The 25721-nt window shown below is 34.7% G+C and carries 25 protein-coding genes; 19 read left to right on the forward strand and 6 right to left on the reverse strand.

The genetic code is table 11. The annotated features are described in order from the left end of the window. Positions 1-100: 100 nt before the first annotated feature. The 3 genes from ACVWY7_RS21920 to phaQ form a co-directional block, all read right to left on the reverse strand. The gene (locus ACVWY7_RS21920) at positions 101-544 is read right to left on the reverse strand and encodes a MaoC family dehydratase (RefSeq protein WP_001067916.1); all 444 of its coding nucleotides are present in this window, start codon (positions 542-544) and stop codon (positions 101-103) included. 101 nt (positions 545-645) lie between these two features. Further along, positions 646-1170, reverse strand: coding sequence for a polyhydroxyalkanoic acid inclusion protein PhaP (gene phaP / locus ACVWY7_RS21925; RefSeq protein ID WP_001990934.1), 525 nt, complete (start codon positions 1168-1170; stop codon positions 646-648). A gap of 42 nt (positions 1171-1212) precedes the next feature. After that, positions 1213-1665 carry a poly-beta-hydroxybutyrate-responsive repressor gene (gene phaQ / locus ACVWY7_RS21930; protein ID WP_000903020.1) on the reverse strand — a complete coding sequence of 151 codons (453 nt, stop codon included), beginning with the start codon at positions 1663-1665 and terminating at the stop codon, positions 1213-1215. Positions 1666-1863: 198 nt separating this feature from the next. On the opposite strand from phaQ, the gene phaR reads away from it, so the two are divergent. The 5 genes from phaR to ACVWY7_RS21955 all read left to right on the forward strand — a co-directional run bounded on the left by phaR (position 1864) and on the right by ACVWY7_RS21955 (position 7071). Then, entirely contained in the window at positions 1864-2346 is a 483-nt protein-coding gene (phaR, locus tag ACVWY7_RS21935; protein ID WP_000566947.1) for a polyhydroxyalkanoic acid synthase subunit PhaR, read from the forward strand. Between the two features lie 151 nt (positions 2347-2497). Beyond that, positions 2498-3241, forward strand: coding sequence for an acetoacetyl-CoA reductase (locus ACVWY7_RS21940; protein ID WP_000250412.1), 744 nt, complete (start codon positions 2498-2500; stop codon positions 3239-3241). Between the two features lie 82 nt (positions 3242-3323). Further along, positions 3324-4409 carry a class III poly(R)-hydroxyalkanoic acid synthase subunit PhaC gene (gene phaC / locus ACVWY7_RS21945; RefSeq protein ID WP_073522412.1) on the forward strand — a complete coding sequence of 362 codons (1086 nt, stop codon included), beginning with the start codon at positions 3324-3326 and terminating at the stop codon, positions 4407-4409. A 95-nt stretch (positions 4410-4504) separates the two neighbouring features. Continuing rightward, the gene (locus tag ACVWY7_RS21950; protein ID WP_001049220.1) at positions 4505-5698 is read left to right on the forward strand and encodes an NAD(P)/FAD-dependent oxidoreductase; all 1194 of its coding nucleotides are present in this window, start codon (positions 4505-4507) and stop codon (positions 5696-5698) included. A gap of 23 nt (positions 5699-5721) precedes the next feature. Continuing rightward, on the forward strand, positions 5722-7071 hold the full coding sequence (locus tag ACVWY7_RS21955; protein WP_001204718.1) for a TrkH family potassium uptake protein: 1350 nt from the start codon (positions 5722-5724) through the stop codon (positions 7069-7071). 38 nt (positions 7072-7109) lie between these two features. Here the strand turns inward: ACVWY7_RS21955 and ACVWY7_RS21960 are convergent, their stop codons facing one another. Then, on the reverse strand, positions 7110-7445 hold the full coding sequence (locus ACVWY7_RS21960; protein ID WP_000743723.1) for a DUF3905 domain-containing protein: 336 nt from the start codon (positions 7443-7445) through the stop codon (positions 7110-7112). A gap of 148 nt (positions 7446-7593) precedes the next feature. Between ACVWY7_RS21960 and ACVWY7_RS21965 the strand changes: the two genes are divergently transcribed. The 11 genes from ACVWY7_RS21965 (at position 7594) to cbpA (ending at position 20120) form a co-directional block, all read left to right on the forward strand. Next, positions 7594-7746, forward strand: a complete 153-nt coding sequence (locus ACVWY7_RS21965) for a hypothetical protein (RefSeq protein ID WP_000240799.1) — start codon at positions 7594-7596, stop codon at positions 7744-7746. Between the two features lie 228 nt (positions 7747-7974). Next, complete coding sequence (locus ACVWY7_RS21970) at positions 7975-9051, forward strand: putative 2-aminoethylphosphonate ABC transporter substrate-binding protein (protein WP_098681919.1); 1077 nt, start codon at positions 7975-7977, stop codon at positions 9049-9051. Positions 9052-9071: 20 nt separating this feature from the next. Further along, positions 9072-10073, forward strand: a complete 1002-nt coding sequence (locus ACVWY7_RS21975; protein ID WP_212113855.1) for a putative 2-aminoethylphosphonate ABC transporter ATP-binding protein — start codon at positions 9072-9074, stop codon at positions 10071-10073. Then, positions 10074-11831, forward strand: coding sequence for a putative 2-aminoethylphosphonate ABC transporter permease subunit (locus ACVWY7_RS21980; RefSeq protein ID WP_212113853.1), 1758 nt, complete (start codon positions 10074-10076; stop codon positions 11829-11831). A 21-nt stretch (positions 11832-11852) separates the two neighbouring features. Beyond that, positions 11853-12647 carry a phosphonoacetaldehyde hydrolase gene (gene phnX, locus ACVWY7_RS21985; RefSeq protein WP_088119680.1) on the forward strand — a complete coding sequence of 265 codons (795 nt, stop codon included), beginning with the start codon at positions 11853-11855 and terminating at the stop codon, positions 12645-12647. 15 nt (positions 12648-12662) lie between these two features. Then, entirely contained in the window at positions 12663-13760 is a 1098-nt protein-coding gene (gene phnW / locus ACVWY7_RS21990; RefSeq protein ID WP_061530854.1) for a 2-aminoethylphosphonate--pyruvate transaminase, read from the forward strand. Continuing rightward, positions 13757-14941 (forward strand): saccharopine dehydrogenase family protein, encoded by a 1185-nt coding sequence (locus ACVWY7_RS21995; RefSeq protein WP_000862139.1) that lies wholly within the window; start codon positions 13757-13759, stop codon positions 14939-14941. The genes phnW and ACVWY7_RS21995 overlap by 4 nt, the downstream gene beginning before the upstream one ends. A 40-nt stretch (positions 14942-14981) precedes the next feature. Beyond that, a complete protein-coding gene (locus ACVWY7_RS22000) occupies positions 14982-15764 on the forward strand; it encodes a DeoR/GlpR family DNA-binding transcription regulator (RefSeq protein WP_000117663.1) in 783 nt (260 codons plus the stop codon). A gap of 413 nt (positions 15765-16177) precedes the next feature. Further along, the gene (locus tag ACVWY7_RS22005; protein ID WP_456523975.1) at positions 16178-18493 is read left to right on the forward strand and encodes an NEAT domain-containing leucine-rich repeat protein; all 2316 of its coding nucleotides are present in this window, start codon (positions 16178-16180) and stop codon (positions 18491-18493) included. Between the two features lie 248 nt (positions 18494-18741). Next, a complete protein-coding gene (locus ACVWY7_RS22010; protein WP_000896001.1) occupies positions 18742-19371 on the forward strand; it encodes a class II aldolase/adducin family protein in 630 nt (209 codons plus the stop codon). Between the two features lie 125 nt (positions 19372-19496). Next, a complete protein-coding gene (gene cbpA / locus ACVWY7_RS22015; RefSeq protein WP_001264196.1) occupies positions 19497-20120 on the forward strand; it encodes a cyclic di-AMP binding protein CbpA in 624 nt (207 codons plus the stop codon). A gap of 68 nt (positions 20121-20188) precedes the next feature. Here cbpA and ACVWY7_RS22020 read toward each other — a convergent pair whose 3' ends face one another. Further along, positions 20189-20959 carry a divergent polysaccharide deacetylase family protein gene (locus ACVWY7_RS22020; RefSeq protein WP_017560849.1) on the reverse strand — a complete coding sequence of 257 codons (771 nt, stop codon included), beginning with the start codon at positions 20957-20959 and terminating at the stop codon, positions 20189-20191. Between the two features lie 339 nt (positions 20960-21298). Between ACVWY7_RS22020 and ACVWY7_RS22025 the strand changes: the two genes are divergently transcribed. Further along, positions 21299-21580 (forward strand): aspartyl-phosphate phosphatase Spo0E family protein, encoded by a 282-nt coding sequence (locus ACVWY7_RS22025; RefSeq protein ID WP_000495530.1) that lies wholly within the window; start codon positions 21299-21301, stop codon positions 21578-21580. A 29-nt stretch (positions 21581-21609) separates the two neighbouring features. Here ACVWY7_RS22025 and ACVWY7_RS22030 read toward each other — a convergent pair whose 3' ends face one another. Continuing rightward, a complete protein-coding gene (locus ACVWY7_RS22030) occupies positions 21610-23106 on the reverse strand; it encodes a DUF3149 domain-containing protein (RefSeq protein ID WP_212113850.1) in 1497 nt (498 codons plus the stop codon). 190 nt (positions 23107-23296) lie between these two features. Between ACVWY7_RS22030 and ACVWY7_RS22035 the strand changes: the two genes are divergently transcribed. Together ACVWY7_RS22035 and ACVWY7_RS22040 are read left to right on the forward strand one after the other, a co-directional pair. Beyond that, positions 23297-23743 carry a MarR family winged helix-turn-helix transcriptional regulator gene (locus ACVWY7_RS22035; RefSeq protein ID WP_000203348.1) on the forward strand — a complete coding sequence of 149 codons (447 nt, stop codon included), beginning with the start codon at positions 23297-23299 and terminating at the stop codon, positions 23741-23743. A 160-nt stretch (positions 23744-23903) separates the two neighbouring features. Continuing rightward, positions 23904-25598, forward strand: coding sequence for a M3 family oligoendopeptidase (locus ACVWY7_RS22040; protein WP_000008568.1), 1695 nt, complete (start codon positions 23904-23906; stop codon positions 25596-25598). The last annotated feature ends 123 nt before the right edge of the window (positions 25599-25721 follow it).

Below are 25721 nucleotides of genomic sequence, written 5' to 3' on the forward strand. Positions count from 1 at the left end.
GAAAAACTTCACGGCCTTTCCCCGATAGAATATCGGGAAAAGGCCGTGGCATAATACTCTTTTTATGACTGTCTACTTGACAGGGAGATGACCAAAATTGCTACTCTTTTTTTAGTATTGTCGCTGTACCTTCAACGACAATATCATCCGATTGATTATATATATTTGTTTGCAACGTAATGATTTTTTTATCGTCACGTTTTTTGATGACTTCTGCCACAACGCGAAGTGTATCGCCGATTTTGACAGGAGCGCGGAATGAAACGTTTTGAGATAAATAAATCGTATTTTTACCCGGGAGTTTCGTTCCAAGGATGGTAGAAATAAAACTCGAAACGAGCATACCATGAGCAATGCGTTCTTTAAACATTGTCGTTTTTGCAAAAGAGTCTAAAATATGAATAGGATTTACATCTCCAGTCAATTTTGCAAAATTGATAACGTCCTCATCCGTAATCGTTTTTGTAAGTGATGCTTGATCACCGACTTGAATCTCATCATAACGAAGCTCCGGAACAGTTTGTGCTTCTTGAAATGGATTCATTTTGTCCTCCTTCTTTTCCATATCGAAAAATGCTAGCCATCTTGATGTAGTAGGAGGAAGAAAGAGTTTTGTTTGTGCTGCAGTTAGCTCCCACATTTTTCTTACTTGATGGAAGTAAATAGATTTTTTGAGTTTTCCTCGAACTTTTTTGCGAGTTCCAACTGTTTTAACTTGAACTCTTCCAAAAAACCTTCTAACTGTTTTTGAGCCTCTTCACGTTGTAATTGTTGTTGTTCAATAAATTGTTTTGTTGTTTCTTCAAATTGACCGCTTGTTTGAGTAAGAATAGACAAAGATGTTTTCGTAGGAGAAATAGTAAGCTGCTGCATATGAGTAGAAAGCTCTTTCCATTTGTCTTGCCACTCATTAATTTGATCATTTAAGGAGTTTCCAGTTAATTGCTTCACGTAATCTGTATATTGATTATTGAACTGAGCAGTGAATTGTTGTAGTTCTTTTTCTAGTTCATCTACTCCTGATGTTAATTTATGCAAAGCATCTTGTTGTTGTTTTAATGTTTCTAAAGTAAGTTGCTCTAATTGTTTCCCAGCTGAAGAGAAAAGGGAAAGTGATTGAGACCAGTTTTTCCAAAATGCATCGACTAATTCGTATGGTTTAGTTTCCATTGTTTGACCCCCAAATGTTTTTTTACATATTGTGAACGCAGATTACTCTGCTGTATCACCAGGTGAAGATGAAGAATCTTTTTCATCCTTTTCTGGAGAAGTAGAAAATGGAAAGAATGCATTGGTGTATAACGTGAAAAACGTCCGCAACATATTTTGATAATGTTCAAAAGAAGTCGCACATGTTGTTAAATATTGCTCTCCATATTCAGTTAAAGAATAAATTCTTTTGGCTGGCCCTCCGTCGCTTGTATCCCAAGTAGAAGAAATAAGGTTTTCTTTTTCTAATTTGCGTAGTGTTCTGTACACATTACCTTGGTCAACAGAAGAGAAGCCGATATCCATTAGCATTTGAATAAGTTTGTAACCATGAAGACTCCAGTCTTTAAGACAGAGAAGTAAGAAGGGAACTAAGAAGTTTTTTGGCATGGAGTTTGGTTGTTTTGCTTGGTTGTTCTCCAAACTTTCGCGTTGTTCTGGTTCATTATGTAGCATGATTGTGCATCACCTCATGAATCAGTTAGATGGAATTTTTTGCTTATAAGTGCAATTTACACCTATCTGTTTTTAAAGTCAATACATTTGTTAGAAAATAGAAAAAAATAAAATATAGACTTGAAGTTTTATTCAGAATATTAGAAAATAATGAATAGGTTGAATTGTTTCAAAAACGAAAAAGGGAGTGTAGGTAAAGTGATTGATCAAAAATTCGATCCACTACAAGCATGGAAAAATGCTTATGAACAAACCGAAACATTTTGGGGAAAAGCGCTCAATGAAACAATTAAAACAGAAGAATATTCTGCTTGGATGGGCAGCGTTCTAGATTTGAATTTGTTTTATCAAAAAGCATTAAATGATACGACAAAAAATTATTTAGAGCAGGTGAATGTGCCTACGAAAGAGGATATCGCTAGAGTGGCTACGCTTGTTATTAACTTAGAAAATAAAGTGGATAACATTGAGGAGTTTCTAGAAGAGAAGGTAGAGTCAGTAGGACAAGCTCCTACATTAAAGCGTGATGTTACGAAAGTAAAACAAGATCTTCGCACATTAGAAACGAAGGTTGATCAAATTCTAGAATTGCTAGAAAAGCAAAATGCAGTACTAGCGAAACTACAAGAACCTGTAAAGGAAGAAGTAAAACCTGCGAATAAGCCAGAAAATAAAAAGTGATAATAGCGCTTGTTTATAACAGATAAAAGAGAGAGGGAGAATCTCTTTTCTATGTATAAACAGCGAAACATAATTATATAGGGACTCCATAGTATGAGTACCAAAATGATTCATAATAGTCGTTCACAAATTCATTTAAGGGGGAAAAGAAATGGTTCAATTAAATGGAAAAGTAGCAATCGTAACAGGTGGGGCAAAAGGGATTGGTAAAGCGATTACAGTAGCGCTTGCACAAGAGGGAGCAAAAGTTGTTATTAACTATAACAGCAGCAAAGAAGCAGCTGAAAACTTAGTAAATGAACTAGGAAAAGAAGGACATGACGTTTATGCAGTTCAAGCAGATGTTTCTAAAGTAGAAGATGCAAACCGACTTGTAGAAGAAGCAGTGAATCATTTTGGTAAAGTTGATATTCTTGTTAATAATGCTGGTATTACAAGAGATCGTACATTTAAAAAGTTAAATCGTGAAGATTGGGAACGCGTAATTGACGTGAACTTAAGCAGTGTGTTTAATACGACAAGCGCGGTACTTCCATACATAACGGAAGCAGAAGAAGGTAGAATTATTAGCATTTCTTCTATTATTGGTCAAGCGGGTGGATTTGGACAAACAAACTACTCAGCAGCGAAAGCAGGTATGCTAGGATTTACAAAATCATTAGCATTAGAGCTTGCAAAAACAAATGTAACTGTAAACGCTATTTGCCCAGGATTTATTGATACTGAAATGGTAGCAGAAGTACCAGAAGAAGTACGACAAAAAATTGTTGCAAAAATCCCGAAAAAACGTTTTGGTCAAGCAGATGAAATTGCAAAAGGTGTAGTATACCTATGCCGCGACGGTGCTTATATTACAGGTCAGCAATTAAACATTAACGGCGGATTATATATGTAATGAAGTAAGAAAAAAGTGCATATCCATAGCAGGAATGCACTTCTTTTTTTAGAAGGAAATTGACCAAAAAGGAGATAGAAAAATGACTACATTCGCAACAGAATGGGAAAAGCAATTAGAGCTATACCCAGAAGAGTATCGAAAAGCATACCGCCGGGTGAAAAGGGCGAGTGAAATTTTATTACGTGAACCAGAGCCGCAAGTCGGATTAACGCCGAAAGAGGTTATTTGGACGAAGAATAAGACGAAGCTTTATCGCTACATTCCAAAACAAGAAAAAACACAAAGAGTTCCAATTCTATTAATATATGCTCTTATTAATAAACCATATATTATGGACTTAACTCCTGGAAATAGTTTAGTGGAATATCTAGTGGACCGTGGTTTTGATGTGTATATGCTTGATTGGGGCACATTTGGTTTAGAAGATAGTCATTTGAAATTTGATGATTTCGTGTTTGATTATATTGCAAAAGCAGTGAAAAAAGTAATGCGAACTGCAAAATCGGACGAGATTTCTTTACTTGGTTATTGCATGGGTGGAACGTTAACTTCTATTTATGCGGCACTTCATCCGCACATGCCAATTCGCAACTTAATCTTTATGACAAGTCCTTTTGATTTCTCTGAAACAGGATTATATGGTCCGTTACTAGATGAAAAATATTTTAACTTAGATAAAGCAGTTGATACATTTGGTAATATCCCGCCAGAAATGATTGATTTCGGAAACAAAATGTTAAAACCAATTACAAACTTTGTTGGTCCATACGTTGCTTTAGTAGATCGTTCAGAGAATGAGCGTTTCGTTGAAAGCTGGAGGTTAGTTCAAAAGTGGGTTGGCGATGGCATTCCGTTCCCAGGTGAATCATACAGACAGTGGATTCGTGATTTTTATCAAAATAATAAACTCGTTAAGGGTGAACTCGTTATTCGTGGAAAAAAGGTAGACCTTGCAAATATTAAGGCGAATGTCTTAAATATTTCCGGGAAACGTGATCATATCGCTCTGCCATGCCAAGTAGAAGCATTGCTAGATCATATTTCTAGCACAGATAAACAATATGTATGTTTACCGACAGGGCATATGTCTATCGTTTACGGCGGAACAGCTGTAAAACAAACGTATCCGACGATTGGAGATTGGCTTGACGAGCGTTCAAAGTAAAAATGAAAAATCCAACTAGCGTTGTGTTAGTTGGATTTTTTTATGGAAAATAACAAAACATAGAAAGGAGAAAATTATATTGTAGGAGTATAATTATGAACCTTATAACTGGTAAGTTGTTTTGGAATAGAGGAGTTTCTGTACCTTGTTATCCACCGTTAGAAAATGATATGATATGTGATGTGCTTGTAGTCGGAAGTGGCGAAGCAGGTGCCCATATAGCGTATTTTTTAGCGAAAATTGGCATGAGTGTGATGCTTATTGAAAAAAGAGAAATTGCATGTGGTAGTACATTTGCAAATGTAGGTTTATTACAGTTTTTTCATGATAAATCGTTAACCTCACTTATTCATACATTTGGTGAAGAAAAAGGGGTACGAGCATATAAGCTTTGTTACGAAGCGTTACGAACAATGGAGAAAGTTGTACCGACTCTCGATATTGATCCCCAGTTTATTCCGCGAAATAGTTTATATTATGCAAGTAAAAGTGAAGATGTCTCATCTTTACAAGAGGAGTACAATACGTTACAGAAATATGGATTTCCTGTTGAGTATTTTACAGAAGCTGATATTAAGGAACGTTATTCCTTTACAAAACAAGCGGCATTATATACACATGGTGATGCTGAAGTGAACCCGTATTTATTAGCGCATAGCCTTTTGCATAAAGCAAATCAAATGGGTACTATTATACATGAGCATACAGAGGCCATACATATAAAAAAGCGTGAAAATGATTTAATTTGTTACACGAAAACAGGAAATCAAATTGTAGCAAAGAATATTATTATGGCGACGGGCTATGAAGCGCTTTTTGGGAAGAAAGAAAAAAATACAACAGTAGAGACATCTTATGCAGTTGTGACAAATGAAATAGATCAGTTTGAAGGCTGGCATGAGCGATCATTGATTTGGGAAACAGCACGTCCCTACTTATATTTTCGGACGTATAAAAACCGCATTATGGTAGGCGGATTAGATGAAGCGATGCAAATTCAATCGATTGGTGATACGAAACTATTGCATAAGCGTGATATCCTTATTAACATTGTAAGAGAGATGTTCCCCCAGTATAAGAATATACAAGCAGAGTATTATTGGGCAGCAGCATTTGGCAGTAGTCATGATGGTCTACCCATTTTAAAAGAAGATAAAAAGATACATAATTTATTTTACGCATTACTGCACGGAGGTAATGGAACTGTGTATGGAATGGTATTTGCTAAAATATTTGAGCAGTTATTTACAAATAAAGAAAGTGAAGATTTTTCTTTATTTAATCGATAGAAAAAAGGTAGCGAAGTGATGGAATGAGAGATATAAAAAAGTTTTTACAAAAATTGCGTCCCGTACAACTCATTGTTTTATTTTATTTATTAGCAGTAGTTGTATCGGTAATATTACTTAGTTTACCGTTTGTGACGAAATCTGGTGTGAAATGGACATTTATTGATGCTCTATTTACATCGGTTAGTGCGGTAAGTGTTACGGGACTGTCTGTTGTTACAATTTCAGATACATTTACTACGGCAGGAATTATTATTTTAGCCCTTATTTTGCAATTAGGCGGCTTAGGAATTATGGCGCTTGGTACATTCGTTTGGATTATAACAGGAAAAAAGATTGGTTTGCAGAGAAGAAGACTCATTATGGCAGACCATAATCAAGGGAACTTATCAGGCCTTGTAGAATTGATGCGTTCTATTTTAATTGTAATTATTTCGATAGAACTTATTGGAGCAATATTATTAGGCACAAGATTCCTACTTTATTTTCCAACTTGGCAAGAAGCTTATTTTCACGGTTTTTTTGCCGCTGTTAGTGCAACCACGAACGGTGGATTTGATTTAACAGGGCAATCGCTAATTCCGTATAAGAAAGATTATATTGTTCAAATGATTCATATGTTACTTATTATTTTAGGAGCAATCGGTTTCCCTGTATTAATGGAAGTGAAACAATTCCTTAGTAAAAGGAGACAGCAACTATTTCGTTTTTCGTTATTTACGAAATTGACGACAACAACATTTTTTGCACTTGTTATTGTGGGAACAATTATGATTTTTTTGCTAGAACGAAATCAATTTTTAGCAGGAAAGTCATGGCATGAAACAGTTTTCTATACGTTATTCCAATCTGTGACGACGCGAAGCGGGGGACTTGCTACGATGGATATACGTGAATTGTCACAACCGACGCTTTTATTTATGAGTATATTAATGTTTATAGGGGCGTCTCCAAGTTCGGTTGGAGGCGGAATACGTACAACAACATTTGCTGTTAGTATATTATCGCTATACACTTTTGCAAGAGGCGGGAGAACGGTTAGAGTCTTCAAACGTCAGCTACATGAAGAGGATGTGCTGAAAGCATCTGTCGTTATGACGATGGGGATTTTATTATGTGCCACAGCACTATTTATTTTATCTATTACAGAAAATGTACCGCTTATGAGCTTAATCGTTGAAGTCTGTTCTGCCTTCGGGACGACAGGACTATCGACAGGTATTACGCCAGATTTAACAACTGTTGGTAAACTTGTACTCATTGTACTTATGTTTATCGGTCGCGTTGGTATTTTAACGTTTATACTAGCTAGTGGCGGAAGAGAACAGCCACCTCGCTATAAATATCCGAAAGAGCGGATTATTATTGGATAGTATGAAACCATTCTACCTATGTTAGGTAGAATGGTTTTTTAGTCGTTAATGCCAAATTGTGGATGCATAAAAGCATCCTTTTTATTATCTACTTCTTTTTTTAGCAACTCTTGATTTTCTTCTGAAATCCACCCAATATCATTTGTAGGATGGATCCATTCTTCTCCAGCCATAATGGCAGGATCTACATCATCACTCCAATTGTGAAGTGGACTGTTCTCGGAATCATATTTACTATCTCCGATTATGACGTCATATTGATTTATGAAAGGTTGTTGCATCTTCTTTCCTGTTCCTTTAAAAGATGGAAAATTCATTTGATGCGGGAGCGTTTCATCTAAAATGGGTGACTGAATTTTATCTTGCTTCTTCAAAATACGAGCTCCTTTTTATAATGATTTTTTCATATGTAGTATTTCCATCTAGCTGCTCTTATGTACTTGTTAACACTTGCCAGTAATAATTATTTTAGCTTGCTTCAAACTAGAGTAGAAAGTGAATTTTTGAGAGCAGGTGAATGTATTGGTAAAAAGAAAAGTGAAACAAAATGCGGCAATCAACAATAATAAAACTCCGAAAGAAAGCTTACCAGATGCAGAATTTGCATTAGAGTATGAAGGAGAAAATAGCGCGAAGTATGCAAATCGTAATTCAAAAAAAGGTAAACAAAAATGAGGCGTTTTTTACAAACGCCTCATTTTTTTGTGGGATTATAAAGGTTTTTTTAATTATTTGTAAATTTAGTATTCATTATTAGCAGAAAAATGCGAAAAAACATAGAAGTAGCAACGTATTACACAAAAACAAACAACAAACAAAAGATTAATGTTGGTTTAATACTGCTTTTACACTAGTTGTTTATATTGGAGTTGTACATAAGATTTGTAAAAGGAGAGAGAGACAGTGAAAAAAACAATCTTTAAAGCTGTAGCAACTGGAATGGTATTTTCGTTATTAATGGGGTGTGGTGCAAAGAAAGAAGAAAGTGCTGGGGCAAAAGTAAAAGATGATAAATTATCTGGATCATTAACTGTTTACACAGCGATTGAAGAAGAACTTGTACCAATTTATCTTGATTCTTTTAAAAAGAAATACCCAGATGTGAAGCTGAACATTGTTCGTGATTCAACTGGAGTTATTACAGCGAAATTACTAGCTGAAGGAAAAAATACACAAGCAGATGTTGTATGGGGAACTGCAGCATCAAGTCTATTAGCTTTAGATAAAAAAGATATGTTAAAAGGATACTCTCCAAAAGGAGCGGATCGCGTTCTACCACAATTTAAAGATGATAAACAACCGGAAAAATGGGTTGGAAATACTGCATTTATGACGGGAATTGCTATAAATAAAGAAGAATTAAAGAAGAAAAATTTACCGATGCCAGAATCATACGAAGACTTAACGAAACCAGAATATAAAGGAACGCTTGTTATGCCACATCCGGCTTCTTCTGGAACAGGATTTTTAACAGTTTCTGCATGGTTACAAATTATGGGTGAAGATAAAGGCTGGGATTACATGAAGAAACTTCATGATAATATGGCAACTTATACGCATTCAGGCTCAAAACCAGCGAAATTAGCAGGTGCAGGTGAATATCCAGTTGGCGTATCGATGGTTTATAGTGCTTTGAAAGAGAAACAAAAAGGTGCACCAGTTGAAGTTGTATTGCCGAAAGAAGGATTAGGTTGGGAAGTAGAAGCGAACGCACTTATTAAAAAAGATAATGCAAAAAATGAAAAATTAGCGCAAGTATTTTTAGATTGGGCAATTACTGATGATGTAATGAAGTTATACTTCGAGAAAAATGGATTTGCAACAATTAAAAATGATTATAAACTTCCAGATGGATTCCCTAAAGATGTGACGGAAAAGTTATACAAAAAGAATGACTTTAAGTGGGCAGCAGAAAATCGCGACAAAATTTTAGAAAAATGGGAAAAAGAGTTTGGTCAAAAAGCAGAACCGAAAAAGTAAGTGAGTGGGAGAGAGAAAAAATGAGCGAATATTTATCAATTCAACACATTCAAAAACAGTTTGATGCATTTACAGCGTTAAAGGATATTTCTTTTACTGTGAAAAAAAATGAGTTTGTATGTTTATTAGGCCCAAGTGGCTGTGGGAAAACAACATTGCTTCGAATTTTAGCAGGGCTAGAAGAGGCAACAACAGGTAGTATAGCTGTGAATGGAAAAGATATTACAGCATTACCTCCTGGAAAGAGGAATTTCGGAATGGTATTTCAATCATATGCATTATTCCCGAATTTAACAGCACTTGAAAACATTGAATACGGCTTAAAGGCAAAAAAGTATGGAAAAGCAGAAGTAAAAGAGAAGGCGCTATCGGCGCTAGAACTAGTTGATTTACTGAATGTAAAAGATAAATATCCTGCTCAAATGTCTGGTGGACAACAACAGCGAGTAGCACTTGCACGTGCGCTCGCTCTGTCTCCGGATATTTTATTACTGGATGAGCCGTTATCTGCTTTAGATGCAAAAGTACGTGAAAAGTTACGTAGAGAAATGCGTGATTTGCAAGAAAAAGTAGGAGTAACAACTATTATGGTCACGCATGATCAAGAAGAGGCATTAACGATGGCTGATAAAATTGTTGTAATGAATCATGCGGAAATTATGCAGATCGGCACACCAGAGGAGATTTACCAAAGACCAGCAAATCCGTTTGTGGCAGATTTTATTGGTTCTATTAATTTCTTTTCAAAAAATAACGAAGAACATGCCATTCGTCCGGAACATGTAACAGTCGTACAAAATAATGGTATGAAAACAATTGTAGAGAGCATGGAGTTTCGTGGGTCTGTATACCGGACAGAAGTGCGAGTTATAGATGAGAAAACACACCTATATAATGAGAAAATCGTTGTAGATATATTGGCATCAGAAGTAGAAAAAACAGCCATTAGGAAAGGAAAGCTAATTCAAATCTCTTTCTCAGAAAATCATATGTTGTCATATGGAAAGAAGGTTGTTGTATAGATGGAGATGTTAGAAGATTTAAAGGTAGAGAATACGAAAAAAAAGATTAAGAGACGTATCGGTAAAGAAGAGTGGATACAAAGACTATTAATTATTGGTATGATCCTTGCCTTTTTGATTATGCTTGTATTGCCGCTATTACAACTATTTACACAAGCTTTTTATGATAAAGATGGAGCTTTCATTGGTGTTGCGAATTTCAGTAAATATTTCACAACACCAACGCTAGTTCAATCATTACAAAATACGGTATGGGTTTCGGGTGCGACAACAATTATTGCAGTAACACTCGCTTTCGCTTACGCCTATGCGATCGCTCGGACGAATGTATTTGGAAAGCGTGTATTTCAATACATCGCGTTGTTACCATTATTCGCACCAACGATGATGCATGGTATCGCACTTACATATTTATTTGGTAATCAAGGATTAGTAACGAAAGGGATGTTTGGCTTATTTGAAGGTATACAAATCCCTTTATATGGACCAGTAGGAATTGTAATGGCTGAAGTCATGTATACATTTCCGCAAGCATTTCTTATATTATTAATTGCTTTCCAAGGTTCTGATTATCGTTTATATGAAGCTTCTAATATGTTGGGAGCGAGTAAAATAAAGCAATTTTTTACTGTTACTTTACCTAGTGTAAAGTACGGATTAATTAGTGCGATGTTCGTTGTGTTTACACTCAGTTTCACTGATTTTGGTGCACCAAAAATTGTTGGTGGGCAATATAATGTACTTGCTACCGACGTATATAAGCAAGTAATCGGACAACAAAATATGCCGATGGGTGCAACTGTCGGAATGATTTTATTAATTCCAGCTATATTTGCATTTGCAGTTGATCGCATTACGCAAAGAAAGCAGGCGAATTTCTTATCTTCCAAAGCAGTGCCATATAGAATAACGGCTAATAAGAAAAGAGATGTAGTCTCATTCATATATTGTAGTGTCATTACACTTATGATTGTTCTTTTATTTGTGGCAGTTGGTATTGCTGCAAGTGTGAAAGTATGGCCATATAATATGAGTTTTACATTTGAGCATTTTAATTTTTCGAGTTTAACAGGAGATGGACTTGAAGCATTTAAAAATAGTGTAATTGTCTCAGCAGTTACAGCAGTTATTGGGGCAATTTTAACATTTATGTTCGCATATGCGATTGAGAAAATAGATCAGCTAAAGTTTTTCCGAAAAACAGGCTACTTTTTCTCGATTGTACCTTTAGCAATCCCAGGTCTAGTACTTGGATTGGGATATGTCTTTTTCTTTAGTCAACCAACGATTCAAATATTTGGACTTTCAGTAACGAATCCGTTTCATTCTTTATACGGAACAATTGCTGTGCTAGTACTAGTAAACATCATTCATTTTTATGCGGTAACATTCGTTACCGCAACGACTGCTTTAAAGAAATTAGACCGAGAGTTTGAGCTTGTTTCGCAGTCGATGGGCATTCCGTTTTATAAAACATTCTTTAGAGTAACAGTACCGATGTGTTTACCAGCAATTTTAGAAATGGTGATGTACTATTTCGTCAATTCGATGGTAACTGTGTCAGCGGTTGTATTCTTATACGCAGCTGATTTTAAACTAGCTGCCGTATCAATCGTAAATATGGATGATGCAGGAAATGTAGCGCCAGCAGCTGCAATGAGTGTACTTATTGTTGTTACAAATATTGTAGTGAGAGTTGTATATGAATGGGGAACGAAAGCACTTCGTAACCGAACTTCACAATGGCAAAAAAGATAAATAAGAAGGGTGATGGATTGTATGAAAATAGAAGCAGTTATTTTTGATTGGGCAGGTACGACAGTTGATTACGGATGTTTTGCACCACTGGAAGTATTTATGGAGATTTTTCATAAACGAGGTGTGGGAATTACAGCAGAAGAAGCCCGTAAGCCAATGGGATTATTAAAAATTGATCATGTAAGGGCACTTACAGAGATGCCTCGTATTGCGAATGAATGGAATCGTATTTTCGGACAATTACCAACAGAAACAGACGTTCAGGAGATGTATGAAGAATTTGAAGAGATTCTCTTCGCTATTTTACCGCGCTATGCGTCGCCAATTCATGGAGTAAAAGAAGTGATTGCTTCTTTACGTGAACGAGGAATTAAAATTGGTTCAACGACTGGTTATACGAGAGAAATGATGGACATTGTAGCAAAAGAAGCAGCACTACAAGGATATAAACCTGATTTTCTTGTAACGCCAGATGATGTTCCTGCGGGGCGTCCATATCCGTGGATGTGTTATAAAAATGCGATGGAACTTGGTGTATATCCGATGAATCATATGATAAAAATTGGAGACACGGTATCAGATATGAAAGAGGGAAGAAATGCTGGTATGTGGACAGTTGGTGTAATTCTTGGCAGTAGCGAACTCGGTTTAAGTGAAGAAGAAGTGGAGAATATGGATCCAGCAGAACTTCGTGAAAAAATAGAAGTAGTTCGCAATCGTTTCGTTGAAAATGGAGCGCACTTTACGATTGAAACGATGCAGGAACTTGAAAGTGTAATGGAACGTATCGAGAAACAAGAACTTATTATTTCATAAAAGGGGCATGGGATCATGACTGAAAATCATTACTTATTATTAACGCCAGGACCATTAACGACAACAAAGACGGTAAAAGAAGTTATGTTATACGATTGGTGTACGTGGGATGTTGAATATAACACGATGGTACAAAAAGTAAGAGCTAAACTTGTATCGTTAGCAACGAAGGAAGAAGAGAAATATACAACAGTATTAATGCAAGGAAGCGGTACGTTTTCAGTGGAAGCAGTAATCGGTTCTGTCATTCCAAAAAACGGAAAGCTTCTTGTTTGTACAAATGGTGCATACGGTAAACGAATTGTACAAATGGCAGAGATGTTACATATAGATGTGGTGGTCAGTCAAACAGAAGAGTGGGAGCCTACTAATATTGTAGAAGTAGAAAAGATATTACAACAAGATAAAGAGATTACACATATTGCAGTTGTTCATTGTGAAACAACAACAGGTATTATCAATCCAATTGTAGACGTATGTAAATTAGGGAAGCAATACGGAAAAGTAACACTAGTTGATGCAATGAGTAGTTTTGGTGGTATTGAAATAGATATTGCTGAGTTGCAAATTGACTTTCTAATTAGTAGTGCGAATAAATGTATTCAAGGAGTTCCAGGGTTCGGATTTGTTATTGCAAAGCGTGATGAATTATTGAAATGTAAAGGGCAGGCACGTTCATTATCTTTAGATTTATACGATCAGTGGGAAACGATGGAAAATCAAAATGGGAAATGGCGTTTTACGTCACCTACACATGTTGTACACGCTTTTTATCAAGCATTACTTGAATTAGAAAAAGAAGGCGGAGTAAGAGCACGTTACAATCGATATTACAACAATCAAAAACTATTAGTGAATAGAATGGGGGAAATTGGTTTTAAGCCACTCGTAAATGAAAAATATCAATCTCCTATTATTACATCTTTTATTTATCCGGAAGGGAACTTCGAATTTCAACAGTTATATAATGAGTTAAAACGCTACGGATTTGTTATTTATCCTGGGAAAATTTCGAAAGTAGATACGTTCCGCATTGGAAATATTGGTGATGTACATGAGGAAGACATAAATCGTTTAGTAGATAGTATTGCTAAAGGGGTTGTTATAGGTTGAAAGTATTTTGCTTAGGTGGAGCAGGTAAAATTTGTCGTGAAGCAATTTTAGATTTAGTGCAATTTTCATCTTTTGAAACGATTACGGTAGCTGATTTTAATGAAGAAGAGGGCCTTAAAATAGTAGAATGGCTCAACGATCCTCGCGTTAATTTTGTGAAAGTAGATGTAACGAATCATGAGGATACGGTTGCAAAAATGAAGGGCTATGACATTGTCATGGATGGTACGACAATTAAGTTAAATGGATTGTCTACTCGATGTATTGCAGAAGCAGGTTGTCACGGTGTGAACTTAAATGGATTTGGTGAAGAAAATGATTCGCATTCTATATTTGTTCAAAACGGAAAAACATGTTTACCTGGATTTGGTATGACGCCAGGTGTAACGCAAATGATGGCGATGCATGCAGCGAATCAGTTACATACGGTAGAATCAGTTCGTGTCAGTCACGGTTCATATCGTCCAATTGCTTTTTCTGCATCCATTACAGAAACAACGACATATGAATATGATCCACATTTGCCATCGCGTACAGTGTATGAAAATGGCGAGTTTAAGCAAGTACCTCCGTTTGCACGTCCGAGAGAAATTGAATTACCGGCGCCTTATGGTAAGGCAACGCAGTATATCATACCGCATTCTGAAACAATTACGTTAGCAAAAGCATTAGAAAATAAAGGCGTCAAACTAATAGAGACGAGAGGAACTTGGCCAAAGCAAAATATGCAGCTCGTACGTGCTTTATATGATTATGGTATATTGCGTAATGATCAAGTTGAAATAAATGGGGAAGAAATCGGCATAATGGATTGTATTTCGAAGTATTTATTGCAATCGAAAGAAGGACAAGAAACAGAGGTTTACGGTTATGCACTTCATGTAGAAGTAATAGGGATGAAAAATAATGAGAAACAAAGGCACGTATTGTATCATACACACCCGTTATCTGATGGTTCTGTTGAAGGATGGGAAAAATTAAGAGCATATACGAGAAACGTCGGTATACCATTTGGGATTGCTACAGAGTTAATCGCAAAAGGGGATGTAAATAAAGTTGGTGTTGTGACACCTGAGGAAGCTTTTGTAAATCCACAAGTTATTTTTGATGAATTAAAAAAGCGTGGTATTCATATTCATGAAGAAATTTCTACTTACAAAGAAAGTTATAACTTTGTATAAGTAAGGCAATGTATGAGGTAGAAATCAATGGGGTGAGGTTATGTCTGTAGTAGGTGAAGAAAGAAAGCGAACCATTCTTGAGAAGGTAGAGTTTAAAGGGAAAGTAAAAGTTTCAGAATTAGCGAGAGAGTTTGCTGTATCAACGGAGACGATTCGCCGTTATTTAGAAGAATTGGATCGTGAAAAGAAGTTGAAGAAAGTGTATGGTGGAGCCGTCCAACTTCCGGGAGCTGGGATAGAGGCACCAATGTTAGAACGAGAGATGCTGCATATAGAAGAGAAGAAGAGAATTGGGTATAAAGCAGCAACGTTTGTGGAAGATGGAGATGTGATTGCAATTGATGACGGAAGTACACCACTTCAAATGGTACCCTATCTTGTTCATCGTAAAAATTTAACGATTGTAACAAGTTCATTTCCAGTAGCGACACAATTAATTTCTTCTATTAATAAAAAGATGTTTCACGGTGAAGTTTTATTTATTGGTGGGAAAGTATCTCCAAAGCATTCACGCGTATCAGGATCTATTTCGCAACAAGTCATCCAGCAATTCCATTTTCATAAAGCATTTGTTTCGATTGATGGATTATTACCTAGTTTTGGAGTTTCTAGTTTTGAATTGGAAAAGGCGAAACTGTCAGAAGCGATGATGAAATTAGCGGAAAAAACATATATTCTATGTGATCATACAAAGGTAGGCGTAAAAGGGAATTATCGAATAGCAGCATTCTCCCGTATTCAGCATGTTATTTGTGATAAAAAAATGCCCTATAGTTTTGAAGAGGAAGTTAAAAAGCATAATATTCAATGGACAATTTGTTAAATACATTGAACTTCCGCCTGATTTTAAGGTGGGAGTTTTACTGCTTGTAAATAGAGGGATAAAAGATTTGTATGTATGCAAAAAAAGTGGACACATTTTCGCATCTCTTTCATATAATTTACCAATACAAAAAAAGTTGGTCGAAGGAAAGAAGGGGAAGTATGTCAGAACGGATATATAATAAACTTGTATTGTATGCAAATATTTTGCAAAAAATTGGTGTTATTAATGAAAAAGAAAAAAGTGAAATTCTGCATACGATAAGTAAAAAGGCCCTCTGAATAAAGGGCCTTTTTATTTTTTACCTTTGGAAATATAAATTTAATGTAATATTCTCATTGACAATGATAATGATGTTCATTATCATTTATTTGTAGTTAATTGATAAATGTTATCAATTATAAAAATTATATATGATAGGGGATATTATTTTGAAAAAAATATATATGAAGGCGCTAGTAGTAGCGACAACATTAGCAATTCCATTTGCTGCATACTCTACTCCAGCATTAGCAGCAATAAAAATTGAAGCAAACCAATCGGTAGCAGCGAGTGATCGCACGTATCATACTGAGATTAAAATATATAAAGATCAAAAAGATGAGCCATCTATGGTTTCTCAATATATAAAAGATCCTAAAGTGGCGATTGTAGCTGGGAAAAAAATTGTAACTGTAACGATGCAAGATAGCGATTATTTTCAATATCTTAGAATAGAAGATAGAAATCAACCAGGTGTATTTCATGATGTGAAAGTTTTGTCAGAAGATAAGAGGAAGAATGGGACGAAAGTAATTCAATTTGAAATTGGTGAATTTGAGAAGAAGCATAATATGCAAATGCACATACTTATTCCAGCTATTGGATACGATCATAAATATCAAGTTCAATTTGAAATTAAAGATCCAACTGTAGGTGACAAAGAAACAGAGAAACCAGATGATAACTCTAATTCAGGCAATACGGAAACGGATAAACCAGTTGATAATCAAAATATGATAACAGATAACAAGTTAAGGGAACTTGTTAATAAAAAAGTATTTAATAGAAAAGATGTAAATACACCGATTACGAAAGAAGAGTTATTACAAGTAAAGAATTTGTTTTTAAATACGAATGAGATTCTTGATTATAGTGCATTAAAATATATGCCAAATTTGAAATCTTTAACAGTTGCGAATGCGAAGATAAAAGATCCGTCGTTCTTTGCGAACTTAAAGCAATTAAATCATTTAGCTTTGCGTGGTAATGAATTTTCAGATGTAACACCACTTGTTAAGATGGATCATTTAGATTCTCTTGATTTAAGTAATAATAAAATTACAAACGTTGCACCACTAATTGAAATGAAAAATGTAAAAAGTTTATATCTATCAGGTAACCAAATAGAAGATGTAACAGCATTAGCGAAAATGGAACAACTAGATTATTTGAATTTAGCAAATAATAAAATTACGAATGTTGCTCCATTAAGCGCGTTAAAAAATGTAACATACTTGACTTTAGCTGGTAATCAAATTGAAGATATTAAACCGTTATATTCATTACCTTTAACAGACTTAGTATTAACGCGTAATAAAGTTAAAGATTTATCCGGCATTGAGCAAATGAAGCAATTAGAAGAGTTGTGGATCGGGAAAAATGAAATAAAAGATGTTACTCCTCTAAGTAAGATGACACAGTTAAAACAATTACACCTACCTAACAATGAGTTAAAGGATATTACGCCATTATCAAGTCTAGTAAACTTACAAAAACTTGATTTAGAAGCAAATTATATTTCAGACTTAACACCGGCTAGTAATTTGAAAAAGTTAGTATTCTTAAGTTTTGTTGCAAATGAAATTCGTGATGTTCGACCAGTGATAGAACTAAGTAAAACAGCCTACATCAATGTTCAAAATCAAAAAGTATTTTTAGAGGAAACAGAAGTAAATAAAGAAGTAAAAGTACCTATATACGAAAAAGACGGTAAAATCTCTACAAAAATTCGTTTGAAGGACGAAGGTGGTACGTATAGTAACGATGCAGTTAAGTGGAGTACACCAGGTGAGAAAGTATATGAATTTGGTGTGAAAGATCCATTTGCGGATACAGGAATCTTCTTTACGGGATCTGTCATTCAAAATGTGGTAGAAAGTAAAGGGGATAACACTTCTAAAGAAGACAATACTTCTAAAGAAGATGCAAAAGTAGAAGTAGTGGAATTTAAAGATGTACCAAAAGGACATTGGTCAGAAGAAGCAATTAACTATTTAGCGAAAGAAAATATTTTCAAGGGATATGGAAATGGACAATTTGGATTTGGGGATAGTATTACTCGTGGACAAGTTGCGTCTTTAGTACAAAGATATTTGAAATTAGAGAATAAAGTAGAGCAGAAAGAGAGATTTACAGATACGAAAGGACATATGTTTGAGCAAGATATTGCTACAGTTGCGCAAGCTGGAATTATGCAAGGAGATGGTACTGGGGAGTTTCGTCCAGATGGAGTATTAACTCGATACGAAATGTCTGTAGTATTATATAAAGTATTTCAGTTAAAAGAAGATGGAAATAATAAAGTGAACTTTAAAGATGTACCAACTGGTCATTGGGCAGAAGGGTATGTGAAAGCGTTAGTGGATAATAACATATCAAAAGGTGATGGAAAAGAACGCTTTTTAGGTGATGATTTTGTAACACGTGAACAATATGCACAGTTTTTATATAACGCAATAATGAAATAAAAGATGAGAAAATACGTTATTCTTTCATTGGAAAAGAATAACGTATTTTTTATGTATAAAATGAACTAGTCAATATACAGGAGTATAGACATATGAATGGCCCATTTTAAAGAAGAGATGTGAAACTATATTGACAAAAAAGCATTCTCATGTGATAATTCAATTAAATTTTTAGAATAATCAAAAAATATTCCTTTTACATAAAAAGGATTCGAACATTATATGAATATTACGCCGGGGGTGACGAAATGTTATTTTTTTTAAAGAAATGGAATGAATTAAAAGATGTGAAATCTGAACTAGCACTTCGTGATTGGTTTTATGGTACAAAAATTAGTTTATCACTCTGTACGTCAAAAGAGCCGTTAACTTTTTTAGTAAACGTTGAGGGAAGGGATAAAGGGTTATTTTCAGAAGAAGATTTTATTGTTGTAAACTGTATGTGTGAACCAGTATTTGAAAATGAAGAAAAACCAGCTGTGGAATCATTTATGCATGCGGATATTTATAAAAAAAGTCGTGCAGAATGTATTTTACAAGTACAGACTGTAGATAGTCATTTAATATCAGAGTTGTACGGAGAAGAAGGGGAAGTAACATTCGATAAACGTAGCGTGGAACGTGTTTTTGGAAAAGAAGGTATAACAGAAATGACAATTCCCATTGTAGAAGATGAAAAAAAATTCGCTGATTTGTTAGAAAATAATGTGCCGAATTTTATTGAAGGTGGAGGAGTAGTTCTCGTTCATAATTATGGCATGATTGTGTGGGGGAAAACGCCAGAAGAAGCGAAAAAATGGCTAGAGGGTATAGAGTATTTAATGAACTATCATGTAAAATTGTTAATGATAAAAGGTGCAAAGAGCTCTGTTATATGAAATGTTTGTCATGTCGTTACAAGTCAATAAACAAATGAAAGCGTTTTAAAAATAATTTTACTCATAAAATATAGGTCTCCTTATTATATATAGATTACATGTTGACATGTAAGGAGGAACATATTTTGCGAGTTAAATATCATTTTCTGCCAAAACCACAAGTAACATTTTGCAAAATGAACGATTCAGGTGAAAAGGCTCTGCAAATTATGAATAAAACGGGATTTCGAGCAATCCCTGTATTAGCAGAAGATGAAAAGAAATTCATGGGGATTATTTATAAAGTAGATCTTCTAGAAAAGAAGTGTAATGGTGGATTAGAGGAATTAAGTACAGAACATATGCTGGAAGATTCCGCTGCATTTATTTTTGAAAAGGACTCTTTTTTCAGAGCATTTTATGTTATTCGTCGTCTTCCATTTTTAGCTGTACTAAATGATTATAATGAATTTGTTGGCATCTTAACGCATTCCAATATATTTGATGTTATTGAAGATTCGTTTGGTATGCGGACGGGTGGTTATATATTAACAATTGCAACACAAGATTGTAAGGGAACGATTAAAGAACTTGGGACATTGTTGAAAGCATTTCATATTGGTGGACTATTTACGCTAGATAACGGCGATCAATATATACGCCGCGTTATTGTAAATATAACAGATGAGTTAAATGAAAAAAGATTAAAGCAATTAATCGAAAAAATAGAGAAAAAAGGATTCAGGGTGAGTCATGTAGATTATATTTAAGATGAAAAGGAAAGGGAGCCATTTGCTATATGCAAATGGCTCCCTTTTTTTAGTTTGAGTTATAAATCTTATTTCGAAACAGGAGGTGGAGATAATGCTAAATCAGATAAAAAAATAAAATCTGCGTGTTCACGAATTTTAGGAATAGAAGTTTCTATAACACGTGATGTAATTTCACCTGGAGGGCCAACATGTCCAATAGCCACCATAATCGGTTTTTCTTGAAGTTTTTTTATGAGTAATTGGGCTTGTTTTGAAATATGTGCCGCAGTATACACATCATCAAAAAATAATTGATTTTCAATAATTGGCACTCCTAATTCTTTCCCAATTTTTTGGACGACACTTTTAGGATTTGTTTTGCTATCTAAATAAAATAAGCCGTGTTTTTTACAAGCTGCAAGTATAAGTCGTACAATTCTTTCGTCTGCAGTCACTTTTGATCCCATATGATTATTCATCCCAATTGCATGTGGTACTTCTTGAATTGCTTGTTCGAGTCGATTGTTTATTTCTTCGTCGCTTAAATCAGTTGTAATTGCTTTTGGTCCAAGCCACTCTTTTTTACCTTTAATCGGTTCCATTGGCATATGTATAATAACTTCGTGTCCTTTCTTATGAGCCGCTATCGCATCTTCCTTTGTGGAAGGAAGAAAAGGCATAACAGCAACAGTTAGGGGAATAGGAAGTGATAACATTTTATCAGTCCCCTTCATATTATTGCCGAAGTCATCAATGACAATAGCTACTTTGTTTGTATGGGCCTTTGCTTGAACAGGAAACAAGAAAGATGGTAAGAACATAGTCAAAATAAGCAATGCAATCGTATATTTGCGCATATAACTATTTCCTTTCTATATTATCAATCATCATTATGGTTTGCGTTTTTATATAAATTAAACAAAAAATGTCGAAGAAAAGTATATGGAAAATAGAGAATCCGCTATTTAATTGGTGTTTGTAAAAAAAGAAGATGAAAAAATTGTCTATTATTGCGAATGTATTTACAAAGATAGAATAATTTGTAATAATTCTCAAAGTGAGGGTAAAGAATTGTAAATTACAGGGAGAAAATGTTAAATTTTCTGATTCTTCAAATTCAAATATGATTAAGTAGTTAACAGTCCAATGGAGAAGTGAAGTAGAGAGCATGGAAGTATAATAAGGGGGATATATGAATGTTTACTGTAAAAAGGAAGTACACATTAGAAAAGCTTTCACGTGATATTCATATGAAACGTGAAGAGATGATTCAATTAGGTTTAACGAGTGGGTTAAATAGTATGGAGACGATTCAAGTTAGTCAAGAATTGGACAAGCTTATTTTACAGTACCAGTGTTATAAAGAAAAACAAACACCAAAATGGTTATCAATTATAAAGGCACCTATTTTTCAAATTGGGTATGAAGGGAAATCAAGTAATTTTTGGCGAATGCTTGTGGCTGGTTTTATGAAATAAGTATAATTACCCTTTTGGGATAAGGATAATTATACTATGTGTAATGGAATTTCGACATGAACTGTCGTTCCTTCGTTTTCTATACTGTCAATAAAAAGGTGTCCATTATACATCTCTACAATTCGTTTACAGATGACAAGTCCAAGACCTGTTCCAGTATCTTTATTAGTAAAGAACGGATGAAAGAGGTGTTTTTGAATATGTTTTGGAATCCCTTTTCCAGTATCTATAATTTGCAATTGTGCGTGTGTTTCATTGCTTGTTACGGAAATAGTTAGTGTATCACCAGAAGTCATAGCTTCAATTGCATTTTTTGTAATGTTTAAAACCACTTGTTTCATATGGTCTTTTGAGCACCGGATATGAACAGGATGGTCTGGCAAATGTAAATGGAATACAATGTTATGTAGATTCGCCTCAGATTGAATAATTAATGCTACCTCATTTAGAATGGTTCTCACATCATATGTTTGTTCAGTGGTTGCAGTTGGCTTTCCAAGAATAAGAAATTCACTTACAATTTCATTAATTCGTTTTATTTCTTGTTCGATGATGGAAAAATAGAACTGATCTTGTTCATCTTTATATTTCTCTTGTAATAGAGCGACGAGCCCTTTAATTCCGGTAAGTGGATTACGGATTTCGTGGGCTGTACTAGCTGCAAAAGTTCCAACTAATTCAATTTTTTGTAGTTCATTTTGTTGTCTTTCCAGTTTTGTTTGTCGTTTTAACAACATATATTGAGCGAGTAAAAATAAAATTGACATTAAAAATAAAGTAGCTATACATTCTACGGCAACCCACTGGTTTAAAGTTTTTTGATGAATAGGTAAAGGAGAAACAGAGACCTTCCAATCTAATCTTTGGAGTGGAGTAGTAAGCATATTATAATGTGCATCACTTGTTTCATTATTATCATCGGTTAGAAAAACTACATCATACTTATCAGTTACTTCAAAATGGTATTGCGGTTTAATGGCATTTAAAGATGATGAAATGTAGTCAAAGCGTAAACTTGCTAACAATAAGCCTGAGAGCTCCTTCTGTTTATTGAAAATGGGAGAAGCAATCATAATAGCTTGATGGCCAAGAACACGATCTGTAATGACGGATGATACAGTTGTTTTCTTAGTTTGTAATGCGTTTTGAATATATTTACGATCTGAGACATCAACAGGTGGTTGGTCGCCTTCCGATGCGATTGTAATGATACCTTCTGGTGTAGTGTAATATAGACCAGAAAAACGTGCATCGTTTCCATCAGTATCATGTACAATTTCTTTCATTCCATTAATATTTCCAGTCTCGGTTCCTACGACCTTTGAGAGCATTTCTAAGGCAGAAATTGCTTCGCCAAGATGGTGATCTAAATAGTCTCTATATAAAAAGAGCACCGTATGAGCAATTCGTTTGTTTTCCTGTTTCATTTTATACGAATGATATGAATAAAATGTAGCACCAATACCGATCGTTGGTAGGATAACAAGCAATATATATAAAACTATGTTGTGGAATTTGAATTTCAAATTTGGAACTCCTTCTTTTTTATTATCATTATATATAAACTATGTTAAAATTGTCATGTTTTTATTCAAGAATCATTCATAATATATTTTGGGAGAGGTAATGAATGAGTGAATGCTCATTCGGAATTTATATGGAGTACTAGTTTGTTCTTTTTATTACTGAGAATTTAAGTGAAGGGTTGAAAGTTGTATGACATCAAATAATGAACGAGAAGATATTTCTCAATCTTTAAAAGTATTTATTGCATTATCTCGTGTACATCGTTCTGTTATGGATACTACAAATAAATCTATACAAAGTAACGGGTTAAATCCAACTGAGTTTGCTGTATTAGAACTGCTATATCATAAAGGCGGCCAACCACTTCAGCAAATTGGTGAGCGTATTTTAATAGCTAGTGGTAGCATTACATATGTTGTAGATAAGCTAGAGAAAAAAGGGCTAGTAAAGAGAATTCCCTGCCCAAATGACAGACGTGTTATTTATGCACAATTAACTGAGTCTGGAGAGACCTTTATTGCTTCTATTTTTCCAGGGCATGAGCAAGTTATACATCAGTCTTTTGAAATGTTAACGAAAGAGGAAAAGGATGAATTACTTGATCTATTAAAAAAGATTGGAAAGTACGAAAAATAATAGTATATTCCAAAGGAGCTTTGGATACAGAAACCCAAGGCTTTTTTATTTACATGGAATTATGACGGTATATGCCGTATTTTGCTGAAGAATAAGAGGAGATTTGTAAGTAAGTATTGAATTATAGTAAGGATGCATATAATGGAGAGGAGGCTCGTTCATGTCATTTAAAGACTATGAATATAAAAGGCCAAATATTGAAGAATTAAAAGAGAAGTTTACAGTTGCTTTAGAGAAGTTTGATAACGCAAAAACTGTAGAAGAACAAAAACAAGTCATTCATTCAATTAACGAAATTCGTAACGATTTTGGTACAATGGGGAATCTTTGTTATATTCGTCATTCTGTTGATACGACAGATGCTTTCTATAAGGAAGAGCAAGATTTCTTTGATGAATTCTCTCCAGTTGTACAAGGGTATGGTACAAAGTATTATAATGCGTTAATTCATTCTCCATTCCGTGAAGAATTAGAAGCGTATTATGGAAAGCAATTATTTGCTCTTGCGGAGTGTGATTTAAAAACATATTCTGATGAAGTCGTGAAGGATTTACAATTAGAGAATAAATTGTCTTCACAATATACACAATTATTAGCATCTGCAAAAATTGATTTTGCAGGAGAAGAAAGAACGTTATCACAGCTTATTCCATTTATGCAAGGGAAAGAGAGAAGTGAACGTAAAGCAGCAAGTGAGGCGTATTACGGATTTTTAGCTGAAAATGAAGAAGAGTTAGATCGCATTTATGACGAGCTTGTTAAAGTAAGAACAAAAATCGCTAAATCTTTAGGTTTCAAAAACTTTGTTGAACTTGGATATGCAAGAATGTACCGTACAGATTATAATGCGGAAATGGTGGCGAATTATCGTCAGCAAGTGCTAGATTATATTGTTCCCGTCACAACGGAATTAAGAAAACGACAACAAGCACGTATCGGTGTAGAGAAGTTAGCGTATTACGACGAAAACTTTGAATTTCCAACAGGTAACCCAACTCCAAAAGGAGATGCGGATTGGATTGTTAATCATGGGAAAACGATGTATAAAGAGTTATCGGCTGAAACAGATGAATTCTTCAATTTCATGTTAGATAATGATTTATTAGACTTAGTTGCGAAAAAAGGAAAAGCTGGCGGTGGATATTGTACATATATTGAGAATTATAAAGCGCCATTTATTTTCTCAAACTTTAACGGAACATCTGGCGATATTGACGTATTAACCCATGAAGCGGGCCACGCTTTCCAAGTATATGAAAGTCGTAAATTTGAAATTCCAGAATATAATTGGCCAACATATGAGGCATGTGAAATTCACTCTATGAGTATGGAATTCTTTACATGGCCATGGATGAAGCTATTCTTTGAAGAAGATGCAGATAAATATTACTTCTCTCACTTAAGTTCAGCACTTCTGTTTTTACCGTATGGTGTATCTGTTGATGAATATCAACATTATGTATATGAAAATCCTGAAGCGTCACCAGAAGAGCGTAAGACAGCATGGCGTAACATAGAGAAAAAGTATTTGCCGCATCGTGATTATGAGGATAATGATTATTTAGAACGCGGTGGATTCTGGCAACGTCAAGGGCATATTTATAGCTCGCCGTTCTACTATATTGACTACACGTTAGCACAAATTTGCGCACTGCAATTTTGGAAACGTGCAAGAGATAATAGACAAGAGGCGTGGGAAGATTATGTGAATCTGTGCCAACAAGGTGGAAGTAAATCATTCTTGGAATTAGTAGAAGTTGCAAATTTAACATCACCATTTGCTGAAGGCTGTGTGAAAAGTGTTATTACAGAAATTGAAGCATGGTTACATGCGATTGATGACACAAAATTGTAAAAAACATGCGCTTTTTTTCACATGTTTAACATCGACATAACGGGAAAATGATGAGATAATAAAAGAAAATTCAGAATACTAAAGAGGTGTTTCTAATAAGGAGCACCTCTTTTCACCAACAAA

The organism is Bacillus sp. TE9106W, from assembly GCF_054062215.1.

Bases quoted from the DNA above. Each gene is read 5' to 3' on its own strand.
- phaQ (WP_000903020.1), bottom strand. From the start codon at position 1,665: ATGCTACATAATGAACCAGAACAACGCGAAAGTTTGGAGAACAACCAA.
- ACVWY7_RS21940 (WP_000250412.1), top strand. From the start codon at position 2,498: ATGGTTCAATTAAATGGAAAAGTAGCAATCGTAACAGGTGGGGCAAAA.
- phaC (WP_073522412.1), top strand. From the start codon at position 3,324: ATGACTACATTCGCAACAGAATGGGAAAAGCAATTAGAGCTATACCCA.
- ACVWY7_RS22035 (WP_000203348.1), top strand. From the start codon at position 23,297: ATGACATCAAATAATGAACGAGAAGATATTTCTCAATCTTTAAAAGTA.
- ACVWY7_RS22005 (WP_456523975.1), top strand. From the start codon at position 16,178: ATGATAGGGGATATTATTTTGAAAAAAATATATATGAAGGCGCTAGTA.
- ACVWY7_RS22040 (WP_000008568.1), top strand. From the start codon at position 23,904: ATGTCATTTAAAGACTATGAATATAAAAGGCCAAATATTGAAGAATTA.
- phaP (WP_001990934.1), bottom strand. From the start codon at position 1,170: ATGGAAACTAAACCATACGAATTAGTCGATGCATTTTGGAAAAACTGG.
- ACVWY7_RS21920 (WP_001067916.1), bottom strand. From the start codon at position 544: ATGAATCCATTTCAAGAAGCACAAACTGTTCCGGAGCTTCGTTATGAT.
- ACVWY7_RS22000 (WP_000117663.1), top strand. From the start codon at position 14,982: ATGTCTGTAGTAGGTGAAGAAAGAAAGCGAACCATTCTTGAGAAGGTA.
- ACVWY7_RS21950 (WP_001049220.1), top strand. From the start codon at position 4,505: ATGAACCTTATAACTGGTAAGTTGTTTTGGAATAGAGGAGTTTCTGTA.
- ACVWY7_RS22025 (WP_000495530.1), top strand. From the start codon at position 21,299: ATGTTTACTGTAAAAAGGAAGTACACATTAGAAAAGCTTTCACGTGAT.
- phnW (WP_061530854.1), top strand. From the start codon at position 12,663: ATGACTGAAAATCATTACTTATTATTAACGCCAGGACCATTAACGACA.
- phnX (WP_088119680.1), top strand. From the start codon at position 11,853: ATGAAAATAGAAGCAGTTATTTTTGATTGGGCAGGTACGACAGTTGAT.
- ACVWY7_RS22010 (WP_000896001.1), top strand. From the start codon at position 18,742: ATGTTATTTTTTTTAAAGAAATGGAATGAATTAAAAGATGTGAAATCT.
- ACVWY7_RS21955 (WP_001204718.1), top strand. From the start codon at position 5,722: ATGAGAGATATAAAAAAGTTTTTACAAAAATTGCGTCCCGTACAACTC.
- ACVWY7_RS21980 (WP_212113853.1), top strand. From the start codon at position 10,074: ATGGAGATGTTAGAAGATTTAAAGGTAGAGAATACGAAAAAAAAGATT.
- ACVWY7_RS21975 (WP_212113855.1), top strand. From the start codon at position 9,072: ATGAGCGAATATTTATCAATTCAACACATTCAAAAACAGTTTGATGCA.
- ACVWY7_RS22020 (WP_017560849.1), bottom strand. From the start codon at position 20,959: ATGCGCAAATATACGATTGCATTGCTTATTTTGACTATGTTCTTACCA.